Genomic DNA, 11,136 nt, shown 5'->3' with positions numbered 1-11,136 from the left:
ACACATTATCGGATGACTAGATGGCAGTATATTTTTTCGCTGAGCGGGACCCCGGTGGCGACTGGCGTTATTCGGTCAAGGTTGGCTATTCGAATGATATCCCAAGAAGACTGCGAAACCTTCAGACAGGCAACCCTCGGGAGATCGCTGTCATGGGGTTCATTCGAACAAAGGACCGTGCGGAAGATCGGCGAGTTGAGGCCGATCTGCATAAGCGCCTCAAAGACGATGTGGTGCGTGGCGAATGGTTCAGTGTGGATCCAGAGCAAATCTTCGACGCACTCCATAGCCATTCCACCAACGCATTCCTTGCAACCGAGGGCGATCCTTTCGAAATCATTGGTCTCGATAGTGATGCCATCCCGGTGTACGCCAGTCCTTGGCATTGGGGCGAGTTCGAGGTAGACGAATTCTGCCCGCGCTGTGGCTGGGCTTGCGGTTGGACAGAGGTTGAGACCGCAGGTGGAATGATGTGCCTAGAATGTGGCGCGCACGAAGCACACTACGAGGATAGGGGTGACGAGCCTGACTGGGACTAAGGCACTGGACGTGTTGAGATGAGATGAAGCGGTGTCGCGCGCGGCGATAGGTTGCTGCTGCCACGAAGGTTCGGAACTGCATGTTGCGCCGCAACATTCTAGATGCTGCGTGGGCATGACTTCGCAAATTCTGCTTTCTGCGCGTAGCGGACATTGAGCCCTGACCATGCTGCCAGTGCAGCAAACGAATACTTCGTCCGCAAAGGCCACATCCCGTCTGCTGTCCGGCAGCACATCGCCCGAAACGAAAACGCCCGCAGGTTTCCCCGCGGACGTTTCCATGAAACCTGTGCGACAGGCTCAGCGGCGCAGGCCGAGGCGCTGGATCAGCGACTGGTAGCGGGCTTCGTCCTTCGACTTCAGATAGTCCAAGAGCTTGCGGCGCTGTGCGACCTGCATCAGAAGGCCACGGCGGGAGTGGTTGTCCTTCTTGTGGCTCTTGAAGTGCTCGGTCAGGGTGGCGATGCGCGACGACAGGATGGCGACCTGGACTTCGGGCGAACCGGTGTCGCCTTCCTTGGTCGCGTATTCCTTGATGAGACGCGCTTTTTCTTCGACAGTGATCGACATCGGATGCTCCTTCCGGGTTGGCGTTGACAGCACAGGCCGGGATGTCGTCCAGCAAGGCCCTTGTCCCCTTTGCACAAAGGGGATGCGCGCGCTTAGGGGGATTCCCCGAAAAACGCAAGCTTTTCCTGTCGGCGGCCCCGGTCTTTACCATTTGCCGAAGTTTCGCCGCGTTTGGGGCGCAAGCAGCCGGGGCAGGGGCTTTTTGCCATCGCAGATTCGTGATAGACAGAGAGTCGGTTTTTTCGCTGAATTCAATCGCTTGGCGGAAAATATGGTTAACGCCGCAGGGGTGCGGCGGTGTCGCGGGGTTCGTGGGATGCTGACACTTTTCGGGCTGCTGGGGGCCGTTTTCGCCGGGGTGGTGGCCGAAGGTGCCATCGCCCTGTCCCGCACCGGGGATGAGCCGGAGCCCGAACCCGAAGAGGCGGAGGGCGGACAGGACGGCGGCTCTCTGCTGGAACCGGAAGGGCCGGACGGCATCGTCACCGACGATACGCCCGATGATCCGGATGCGCCGCTGTCGCTGACGGGCGGTGCGGGTGATGACCTGATGGATGGCGGAGACGGTGCTGATCAGATCTCGGGCGGGGCAGGGGATGACCAGATCAATGCCCGGGCCGGCGATGACACGCTGGATGGCGGTGACGGGGCAGACCGGATCTGGGCTGGTGACGGGGATGACTTTGTCACGGGCGGCGCAGGAGCGGACGAACTGCATGGCGGCGAAGGGGCCGATACGCTGACGGGCGATGACGGCGATGACTGGCTGGCCGGCGAAGGGGGCGATGACAGCCTGACCGGCGGTGCCGGGGCAGATACCCTGCTGGGCGGCACCGGCGCGGATACGTTGTCAGGCGGTGATGGCGATGACTGGCTGGCCGGGGGGGAGGGCGATGACAGCCTGACCGGCGGGTTCGGCTCTGACACGCTGGATGGCGGCGCTGGCGCGGACACCTTGCGCGGGGCCTTTCCCGATGCCGATGACGGCGAGGTGGATTTTCTGAATGGCGGCGACGGGGATGATGAGCTGCATCTCGGCGCCGGGGACTTTGGTCATGGCGGGGCGGGATCGGATGACTTTGTCCTGACGCAATGGCTGGATGAAGGCGGCTATGCCACGATTTCGGATTACGACTCGGCCGAGGATCAGATCGTCGTGGTCTTCGATCCCGCCAGCCATGCCGACCCGCAGCTGAGTGTGGAGCCGTCCGAGGACGGCAGTTCGACCCAGATCATGCTGGACGGTCAGCCGGTGGCGATCGTCAACGGCCCTGTGGATGTTCAGGACATCCGGTTGCTGGCGGCCTGATCCCAGGGCGTGGGCGCAAGATCCATGGCGCGATAGAGCGGGTGGAACGGCTGGCCCTGCTGCGTCAGCCCCAGGTGGTATAGTGGCCGCCCGCTGGCCCGCAGCAGCGCCAGCACCCGCGCCGCCCGGTTCAGAAGCCCGCCGTGATTGCCCCAGGCGCAAAGGACGGCACCGGCCTGCCGCGCGGCGTCGGACAGGATCCGGTCATTCTCCGGCCCGACCGGATCTTCCGCCACAGACAAGGCGCGGGGATAGGGGCTGCGCAGGGCGAAGAGGTTGACCACCGCTAAGCCCGGTGCCCCCATGCGGCGGGCGCGGGCCTCGCAGCGCGCAATGGTCGGGTCATTCGCCAGTTCACTGGCGGTGGAAGGGTTCAGCATCACGAACAGCCAGCCCGGCCCGTCGCCCCAGTGCCGTGACAGCCGGTAGCGGTAGGCGCCACAGTCGGAATACAGCGCCTCGGACAGGATCTCCCCGCTCCGGTGCGTCCGCCGGATCACCGGTTGAACACGCGCGAAGGATGCACTTCGCCGCCCATATAACGGCCAAGGGCCATGGCGCGGCCCTGATGGACGACCCAGACCTCCTCGCCATAAGGCGCCGTGCCCAGCACCTGACCGGGGTTGCCGTTGCGCAGCCGCACCGCCCCTTCTGCGGTGGCCTGCATCTGCGGCAGATCGGTCAACGCCAGCTCCAGCGGCGACAGCAGGCTGTCGATTTCTTCGCTGCGGGCCAGGGCTTCGATCTGGTCCATCGTCACGCCTTTGGCGGCATCGAACGGGCCGGACCATTCCCGGCGCAGCCATTGCACATGGCCCAGACAGCCAAGCGTGCGGCCCAGATCGCGGGCGATGGCGCGGACATAGCCGCCCTTGCCGCAGACCATCTCCAGATCGACATGGTCGGCATCGGGGCGGTCCAGCACGACCAGCCGCTCGACCCACAAAGGCCGGGCGGCAAGATCCATCTCCACCCCTTCGCGGGCAAGGTCATAGGCGCGCTCGCCATCGACCTTGACCGCGGAGACCTGCGGCGGGACCTGCGAAATCTGGCCGCGAAAGGCGGGCAGCGCGGTCTCGATCTGCACATCATCGGGCCGCAGGGCCGAGGTTTCGGTGACCGTGCCAGAGGCATCATCCGTGCTTGTCGCCGCGCCGAAGGTGACGCGGAACCGATAGCATTTCAGCGCATCGGCCACGACCGGCACGCATTTGGTCGCCTCGCCCAGGGCCACGGCCAGAACGCCGGTGGCATCGGGGTCCAGCGTGCCCGCGTGCCCGGCCTTCTGCGCCTGAAACGCCCATTTCACCTTGTTCACCACATCGGTGGAGCCGATGCCCGCGGGCTTGTCCACGATCACCCAGCCATGCACCGGGCGGCCCTTGCGCGTCTTTGCCATCTGATCAGTCCTTTTGAACCACGGTCCCGACGATCGGCCCCATCGGGAAACCGGCATCGTGGCGGTTCAGCTGCGGCGCATAGAGCCGCGAGATATTGCCATCGAAATACAGCGCATCCGACAGGCCCAGCCCGTCCCGGAAGAAGCGCGCGAAGAGGTGAAAGTTCACCGCCCGGCCCGAGATCACGAAGACGGCCCGCGCGCCATCGGCCGAGACGCCCACGCCGTTGCGGATGTAGGTCGAATCGCTGTCGGGCAGGAAACGCGGGTGCAACTCGCCGCCGATCACCAGCATCGGGCCGGATTGGGTGGCATAGCGGCAGGCGGGCGCGGTGTCGCGGAAACGGCGGCTTTCGATGACGCGATAGCTGCCATCGCCCCAGCAGAAAACCCCGTTGGGCAAGAGGCCAAAGTTGCCGGGGCCCTCGCGGGTGACCAGCTCCCCCTCCTGCACGCCATCGGCCACGAACAGGCCCACGGGCGACAGGTCGCGGTGATACATGCCCGCGTTCATGGCAAAGGACAGCGCCTGCCCCTGATCCGCCAAAGCGCGGTCGATGGCGCGGAAGCTGCCATAAGGGCCGGAGGGGCCGTTCAGGAACAGCCGCAGATCGTCCTCTGCGGTGACTTCGCACAGGGTGAAGGGGATATCCTCGAACACCTCATCCCGGCAGGTCGCCGCGCCCGCCGCCTGCGGCAGGACCAGCGCCAGCAGGGCCAGAAGGCGGCGCATGTCAGCCCTCGTCCTCATCATCGGCGGGCGTGTCTAGATCGCGCTGTACGGAAGGATCCGCGAACAGGCGCCGGGTTTCATCCAGCCGGTCATAGGTCTCATCCGGGCGGAACCGCAGGTCGGGCGCATATTTCAGCGACATTTCCTGCGAGATGCGGTGCCGCAGTTCGCCCTTGTGGCGGGCCAGAAGCTTGATCGCCTCTTCCACCGGAGAGGTGCCCAGAAGCGGCATGACATAGACCGTCGCCACCTTCAGATCGGGCGAGCAGCTGACCTCGCCCACGGTGATGGGCATGGCATTCAGCTCGGGGTCGTGGATTTCGCCCCGGTTCAGGATGTCAGACAAGGTGCGGCGGATCAGTTCGCCCACGCGCAGCTGCCGCTGCGAGGGGCCCTGACCGGAGGAGGTGCGTTTGGCCATGCCTCCAGATATGCGGAATCGCGGCGGCCCGCAACGGCGGGGTTTCGCCGCGGGCAGGCGGGCGCTAAACGAAGGGCCAGCCATAGGAGGGTGCCATGGAAGAACTGCCGGGAATCGTGATCACGGGCGTGTCGGGCCGCATGGGCCGGATGCTGACGAAGACCGTGGCCGACAGCGGCAAGGCGCGGCTGGTGGCGGGCGTGGAACGCGCCGGGCACCCGTGGGTGGGCCGCGATCTGGGCGAATGTCTGGGCGGGGCGCCGATGGGCGTGCCGGTGACCGATGACGCGGTGGCCGCCTTCGCGCAGGCGCAGGGGGTGCTGGATTTCACCGCCCCCGCCGCCACGGTGGAATTTGCCGCCTTGGCCGCACAGGCCCGGGCGGTGCATGTGATCGGCACCACCGGGCTGGAGGCGGAGCATCTGGCAAAGATTTCCGCTGCCGCCCGCCATGCAGTGATCGTCCGCGCCGGGAACATGAGCCTTGGCGTGAACCTTCTGGTGCGGTTGACCCAGAAGATCGCCGCCGCGCTGGATGAGGACTGGGATATCGAGGTGGTCGAGGCGCATCACCGGATGAAGGTCGACGCCCCCTCGGGCACGGCGCTGATGCTGGGGCAGGCTGCGGCGGATGGGCGCGGTGTCTCGCTGGAAGAGGCGAAAGTCTCCGGCCGCAATGGCATCACCGGGGCGCGCGGCCGCGGGACCATCGGCTTTTCGGCCATCCGCGGCGGCGATATCGTGGGCGAACATGACGTGATCTTTGCCGCCGACGGCGAACGGGTGGTGCTGCGCCATCTGGCCACCGACCGGGCGATCTTTGCCCGTGGCGCATTGCGGGCCGTGCTGTGGGGGCAGGGGCAGAAGCCCGGAGAATATGACATGATGGATGTGCTGGGGCTCTGATCCCGGCTGATCCGTCTGCGCCTTTGGTCCGTATGCATCAGGTGATCCGGATCGGAGGCGCATATGGCCCGTCTTCTTGCCGTCGTTCTTCTGTTGCTGCCACTGTCTGCACAGGCGCAGGATTTCGTTGCGGTCCATGACCGGGCCGAATTCCTGTCGCTGGTCAAAGGCCGCGCTTTGCGCATCGCCGCCTTCGGGTTGGAGCTTCGGGTGGCGCCGGACGGCCAGATCGGTGGCAAGGCCATGGGCCGCCCGGTCAGCGGCACCTGGGTCTGGCAGGACGGCCATTTCTGCCGGGAAATGCTGTGGGGCAAGCGTGAGATCGCTTGGAACTGCCAGCTGGTCGAGGCGCGCGGCACGGCCGAGATGCGCTTTACCGTGGACCGCGGCGCCGGACAAAGCGCGCGCTTCCGGCTGGAATAGGCGCCACGGTCCTTTCACGACTCGGACAGGCCTGCTACATCTCGTGAGATGACCTTGCATAACCCCAAGATAACGGAAGCCTCCGGCCGTCCGGTGATCCGCCAACTGGATGAGGCGGCGATCAACCGCATTGCCGCGGGCGAGGTGGTGGAACGCCCTGCCTCTGCCGTGAAGGAGCTGGTCGAAAACGCGCTGGATGCGGGCGCGCGGCGGATTGCAGTCGATTATGCCGATGGCGGCAAGACGTTGATCCGGGTGACGGATGACGGCTGCGGCATGACGGCGGAGGACCTGCCGCTGGCGCTGTCGCGCCATGCCACGTCCAAGATCGACGGGACGGACCTGCTGAACATCCGCAGCTTCGGCTTCCGGGGCGAGGCTCTGCCCTCGCTGGGCGCCGTGGGGCGGCTGACCATCACCTCCCGCGCGCAGGGGCATGAGGCGGCGCTGATCGCCTGCCACGGCGGGCGGATCGACGGGCCGCGCCCGGCGGCGTTGAGCGCGGGCACCGTGGTGGAGCTGTGCGACCTGTTCCACGCCACGCCGGCGCGGCTGAAGTTCCTGCGCACCGACCGGGCCGAGGCGCAGGCCTTGCACGAGGTGGTGAAGCGGCTGGCCATGGCCGAGCCGACGGTGGGTTTTACCCTGACCGAAGTGTCGGGGCAGGACCGCCGCACCGTCCTGCGGCTGGACCCGGAGCCGGGCGATCTGTTCGATGCGCTGCACGGGCGGCTGACCCGGCTTCTGGGTGCGGATTTCACCGCCAATGGGATGGCGGTGGATGCCGAGCGGGACGGGCTGCGGCTGCGGGGCTATGCGGCCCTGCCCACCTATTCCCGCGGGTCGTCGGCGCAGCAATACCTGTTCGTCAATGGCCGCCCGGTCGCCGACCGGCTGCTTCTGGGCGCGCTGCGGGCGGCCTATTTCGACGTCCTCAGCCGCGACCGGCACCCCGCGGCGGTGCTGAACCTGATTGTGGACCCGGAACGCGTGGATGTGAACGTCCACCCCGCCAAGGCCGAGGTCCGCTTCCGCGAGCCGGATGCCGCGCGGTCGCTGATCATCACTGCCCTGCGCACCGCGCTGTCGGGGGCGGGGCACCGCGCCTCGACCACGGTGGCGGCAGAGACGCTCGCGGCGTTCCGGCCTGAACTGCCCGCCCGCCCGGATCTGCCCGCCCGACCTTCGCAGGCGGTGCTGGGGCAGGCGCTGGCGTTTCAGGCGCCTGCCATCCCTGCGCCGGGCTTTGCCGAGGCGCCCTTGGCCCGCCCGGCTGAGGGTCCGGCTATGCCGGAACCCGCACCGCAGGCCTTTCCCCTTGGGGCCGCCCGGGCTCAGCTGCATGAAAACTGGATCGTCGCGCAGACGGCGGACGGCATCGTCATCGTGGACCAGCATGCGGCCCATGAGCGGTTGGTCTATGAGCGGCTGAAACGGCAGCTGGCTGAGACGGGGATCGCGCGCCAGCCGTTGCTGATCCCCGAAATCGTGACGCTGTCCCCGTCCGATGCGGCGCTGGTCCTGTCGGCGGCGGACAGTCTGGCCGAAGCCGGGCTGATCGTGGAACCCTTCGGCGGCAGCGCGGTTGCGATCACCGAAACCCCGGCCATTCTGGGCGCGGTGGACGGGGCGGCGCTCTTGCGCGATGTGCTGGACGAACTGGCCGATCTGGGCGCCAGCCACGGCACCCGCGCGCGGATCGACGCGGTGCTGTCGCGGGTGGCCTGCCACGGCTCGGTCCGGTCCGGGCGGCAGATGCGGCCCGAAGAGATGAATGCGCTTCTGCGCGAGATGGAGGCGACGCCGTCCTCGGGCCAATGCAACCATGGCCGCCCGACATGGGTCGAGCTGAAGCTGCATGATATTGAGCGGTTGTTCGGGCGCAGATGATTACGTTGTTCGGTCAAAGCTATGAATGGACCTCGCCCGAGGTTTTGGTCCTTGGCGCCGTTGTCGGGGTGGTGGCGCTGGTTCTGCTGCTGATCCTGTCGGCGGCCCGCCGCTCGGCCCGATCGGCGGAGCCGCTGTTGCGCGAGCTGTCGTGGATGGGCCAGCGCGTCCAAAGCCTGTCCGACGGGCAGGAGCGGCTGGCTGGCGGGTTGCATCACGTCTCCGAGGCGCAGGCCGCCGCCCAGACCGGCATGCTGCGGCTGATGGAGACGCGTCTGGCCGAGGTGCAGCGCCAGATGAATGAGGCGCTGCACGGCACCGCCACCCGCACCGCGCGGTCCTTGGGCGAATTGCAGCAGCGGCTGGAAACCATCGACAAGGCGCAGGAGAAGATCGAGAAGCTGTCGGGCAATGTGCTGTCCCTGCAGGACATTCTGTCGAACAAGCAGACCCGCGGCGCCTTTGGGGAAATCCAGCTGCATGACATCGTGCAGAAGGCGCTGCCGACGGATGCCTATACGATGCAGGCCACGCTGTCGAACGGGCGGCGGGCGGATTGTCTGGTGCATCTGCCGAAACCGCCCGGCCCCATCGCCATCGACGCTAAATTTCCGCTGGAGGCCTATGAAGCCCTGCGTCGCGCCGACAGCCCCCGCGCGCAAACCGAGGCGGCCAGCCTGATGCGCAGCGCGCTGCGCGCCCATATCCGGGCGATTTCCGAGCGGTATATCCTTGAGGGAGAAACCGCCGACGGCGCGCTGATGTTCCTGCCGTCCGAGGCGGTCTATGCCGAACTGCATGCGAACTTCCCCGAAATCGTGCGCGAAGGTTTTGCCGCCAAGGTCTGGATCGTGTCGCCCACCACCTGCATGGCCACGCTGAACACCATGCGCGCCGTGCTGAAGGATGCGCGGATGCGCGAACAGGCAGGCGCGATCCGCAAGGAACTGGCGCTGCTTTATGCCGATGTGGACCGGCTGGGAACCCGGGTGGGCAATCTGGACCGGCATTTCCAGATGGCGGCCAAGGATATCGAGGAAATCCGCATCTCCTCGGACAAGGCGTCCAAACGCGCGCGGCGGCTGGACAATTTCGATTTCGAGGAATTGGCCCCCGATGCCACGCTCGCCTTGCCGGGGCCAAAGGATGCGGCGGAGTAGGCGAATGATCCATCTGACCGAAGCCGATTACACCCGCCAGCCGTGGAAGAACGGCCGTGGCTTTACGGTCGAGATGTGGCGGAGGGACGGGCCGGACGGCCTGCTGATCCGTCTGTCGCGGGCGGCGGTGGTGGAAGACGGGCCGTTCTCGCTGTTCCCGGGGATTGAGCGGAACCTGACCGTCCTCAGCGGCCCGGGTTTCCGGCTGACGGGTGCGGGCCTCGATTTCCGGTGCGAGACGCTGGTGCCCGTGGCCTTTCCGGGCGATGTGGCGCTGATGGCGACCGAGACCGAAGGCCAGCAATCCGAGGATTTCAACGTGATGACCGCGCGCAGCCTGCCGCGGCCCGCAGTGACGGTGGAACATAACGGCAGCCTTTTGCCGCCGGGGCCGCTGCGGGCGGTCTATGCGCTTGGGCCGGTCATGGTCAGCGGGCAGGCGCTGTCGGGGGGCGATCTGCTCCTGACCGAAGACGCGGTCACTGTGGCGGGGATCTGGCCGGTGCTGGCCGTGGCGCTGCCCGCGGGGCTGATCAGCCCGGCAGGGTAAGCCGCGCGCAGAAGAACCCGTCCATCCCGCCCAGATCCGCCCAGTAATCCGGGCGCAGCCGCAGCCCGCCGCCGCTGGTCCATGCGGGTTCCACGCCTTGCAGGTCCGGCAGATCGGCGCGCAGGCCGGGGTGGCGGGTCAGGGCGGCGGCGATCCTGTCCTCGCCCTCCGCGGGCAACAGGGAACAGGTGGCGAAGACCAGCCGCCCCCCCGGTTTCAGAAAGCCAAGCGCGCGGTCGATCAGAAGGTCCTGCAAGGCGGTCAGGTTGTCGAGTTCCGAGCCGTCCTTGACGAAGGGCAGGTCCGGGTGCCGCCGCACCGTGCCGGTGGCGGAACAGGGCGCGTCCAGCAGTACGGCGTCAAACGGTGCCTCGGGCGTCCAGACCAAAGCATCGGCGGTGACCACCTCGGCCGGCAGGCCGGTGCGCGTCAGATTCTCGCGCAGGCGGGCCAGCCGCGGCCCGCTGATGTCCAGCGCGGTGACCTGCGCCCCCGCGGCGGCCAGCTGCATCGTCTTGCCACCCGGCGCGGCGCAGAGGTCCAGCACCCGCTCGCCGGGCTGCGCAGCCATCAGCCGGGCGGGAAGCGCGGCAGCGGCATCCTGCACCCACCAGCCGCCCGCGGCATAGCCCGGCAGGGCCGAGACCTGACCGCCCGCGGCCAGCCGCAGGCTGCCGGTCGGCAGAGCCAGCCCTTCCGGTGCTTCGGCCCCGTCGCGCAGGGTCAGGTCCAGCGGCGGTGTCAGGGCATGCACCGCCTCGATGGCGGCAACAGCCTCACGCCCAAAGGCATGGACCATGGGTTGGCGCATCCAGCGCGGCAGTTTCTGCACCGGCTGCGTGGCCAGCGCGGCGGGCTCCACCTGACGCAGCACGGCGTTCACAAGGCCCGAAAGGTGCTGCGTCCGCTTGCCCTGCCGCACCAGCGCCACCGCGGCATTCACCACGCCATGCGGTGCGGCGCCCAGCGACAGTTCCACCACGGCGAGCCGCAGGCCGTTCAGCACGGGCAGGGGCGGCGCCTTGCGCATCAGCGGCGCCAGCACCCGGTCGGCGGGCTCCACCCGGCGCAGCACTTCTTCCGCCAGCCGCCGCGCGCGGGCGCGGTCGCCGGGGGGCAGGTCCGGTTCGGGCAGATCCGCCAGCATCCGGCCTTCGCCCAGCACGGCATTCAGCATCTGAACCGCCGCCGCCCGCGCTGCCACGCCCTCTGCCATGCCGATCTCCTTTGCACCCTT

The 11,136-nt window shown here is 67.4% G+C and carries 13 protein-coding genes; 7 read left to right on the top strand and 6 right to left on the bottom strand.

Annotated elements, in window-relative coordinates:
* The first annotated feature begins 20 nt into the window (after positions 1 to 20).
* Complete coding sequence (locus ACO2Q5_RS07215) at positions 21 to 539, top strand: GIY-YIG nuclease family protein (protein WP_423289402.1); 519 nt, start codon at positions 21 to 23, stop codon at positions 537 to 539.
* 300 nt (positions 540 to 839) lie between these two features.
* Here the strand turns inward: ACO2Q5_RS07215 and rpsO are convergent, their stop codons facing one another.
* Entirely contained in the window at positions 840 to 1,109 is a 270-nt protein-coding gene (rpsO, locus tag ACO2Q5_RS07210) for a 30S ribosomal protein S15 (protein WP_423289400.1), read from the bottom strand.
* A gap of 316 nt (positions 1,110 to 1,425) precedes the next feature.
* On the opposite strand from rpsO, the gene ACO2Q5_RS07205 reads away from it, so the two are divergent.
* Positions 1,426 to 2,418: a calcium-binding protein gene (locus ACO2Q5_RS07205; RefSeq protein WP_423289398.1), complete on the top strand. Its 993-nt coding sequence runs from the start codon at positions 1,426 to 1,428 to the stop codon at positions 2,416 to 2,418.
* On the opposite strand, the gene ACO2Q5_RS07200 is transcribed toward ACO2Q5_RS07205, so the two are convergent.
* The 4 genes from ACO2Q5_RS07200 to rbfA are packed head-to-tail and all read right to left on the bottom strand — an operon-like array spanning position 2,391 to position 4,971.
* A complete protein-coding gene (locus ACO2Q5_RS07200) occupies positions 2,391 to 2,918 on the bottom strand; it encodes a DUF1643 domain-containing protein (protein ID WP_423289396.1) in 528 nt (175 codons plus the stop codon). The two genes, ACO2Q5_RS07205 and ACO2Q5_RS07200, sit on opposite strands and share 28 nt — an antisense overlap.
* Complete coding sequence (truB, locus tag ACO2Q5_RS07195; RefSeq protein WP_423289394.1) at positions 2,915 to 3,817, bottom strand: tRNA pseudouridine(55) synthase TruB; 903 nt, start codon at positions 3,815 to 3,817, stop codon at positions 2,915 to 2,917. Before truB ends, ACO2Q5_RS07200 begins: the two co-directional genes overlap by 4 nt.
* A 4-nt stretch (positions 3,818 to 3,821) precedes the next feature.
* Positions 3,822 to 4,550, bottom strand: coding sequence for a phosphodiester glycosidase family protein (locus ACO2Q5_RS07190; protein WP_423289392.1), 729 nt, complete (start codon positions 4,548 to 4,550; stop codon positions 3,822 to 3,824).
* Between the two features lies 1 nt (position 4,551).
* Positions 4,552 to 4,971 carry a 30S ribosome-binding factor RbfA gene (gene rbfA, locus ACO2Q5_RS07185; protein WP_423289390.1) on the bottom strand — a complete coding sequence of 140 codons (420 nt, stop codon included), beginning with the start codon at positions 4,969 to 4,971 and terminating at the stop codon, positions 4,552 to 4,554.
* Between the two features lie 95 nt (positions 4,972 to 5,066).
* Here rbfA and dapB point away from each other — a divergent pair, with 95 nt between their 5' ends.
* The 5 genes from dapB (at position 5,067) to ACO2Q5_RS07160 (ending at position 9,899) form a co-directional block, all read left to right on the top strand.
* The gene (gene dapB, locus ACO2Q5_RS07180) at positions 5,067 to 5,876 is read left to right on the top strand and encodes a 4-hydroxy-tetrahydrodipicolinate reductase (RefSeq protein ID WP_423289388.1); all 810 of its coding nucleotides are present in this window, start codon (positions 5,067 to 5,069) and stop codon (positions 5,874 to 5,876) included.
* 63 nt (positions 5,877 to 5,939) lie between these two features.
* Positions 5,940 to 6,299, top strand: coding sequence for a dihydrodipicolinate reductase (locus tag ACO2Q5_RS07175; protein ID WP_423289386.1), 360 nt, complete (start codon positions 5,940 to 5,942; stop codon positions 6,297 to 6,299).
* 48 nt (positions 6,300 to 6,347) lie between these two features.
* Complete coding sequence (mutL, locus tag ACO2Q5_RS07170; RefSeq protein WP_423289384.1) at positions 6,348 to 8,189, top strand: DNA mismatch repair endonuclease MutL; 1,842 nt, start codon at positions 6,348 to 6,350, stop codon at positions 8,187 to 8,189.
* The gene (locus tag ACO2Q5_RS07165; RefSeq protein ID WP_423289382.1) at positions 8,186 to 9,349 is read left to right on the top strand and encodes a DNA recombination protein RmuC; all 1,164 of its coding nucleotides are present in this window, start codon (positions 8,186 to 8,188) and stop codon (positions 9,347 to 9,349) included. Before mutL ends, ACO2Q5_RS07165 begins: the two co-directional genes overlap by 4 nt.
* A 4-nt stretch (positions 9,350 to 9,353) precedes the next feature.
* Complete coding sequence (locus ACO2Q5_RS07160; RefSeq protein ID WP_423289380.1) at positions 9,354 to 9,899, top strand: HutD family protein; 546 nt, start codon at positions 9,354 to 9,356, stop codon at positions 9,897 to 9,899.
* Here ACO2Q5_RS07160 and ACO2Q5_RS07155 read toward each other — a convergent pair.
* Positions 9,883 to 11,115, bottom strand: coding sequence for an RsmB/NOP family class I SAM-dependent RNA methyltransferase (locus tag ACO2Q5_RS07155; RefSeq protein WP_423289378.1), 1,233 nt, complete (start codon positions 11,113 to 11,115; stop codon positions 9,883 to 9,885). The two genes, ACO2Q5_RS07160 and ACO2Q5_RS07155, sit on opposite strands and share 17 nt — an antisense overlap.
* Positions 11,116 to 11,136 lie beyond the last annotated feature (21 nt).

The organism is Neotabrizicola sp. VNH66 (assembly GCF_049445895.1).
Lineage (GTDB): Bacteria > Pseudomonadota > Alphaproteobacteria > Rhodobacterales > Rhodobacteraceae > Pseudogemmobacter.
This window is presented reverse-complemented; position numbering and strand designations above follow the sequence as displayed.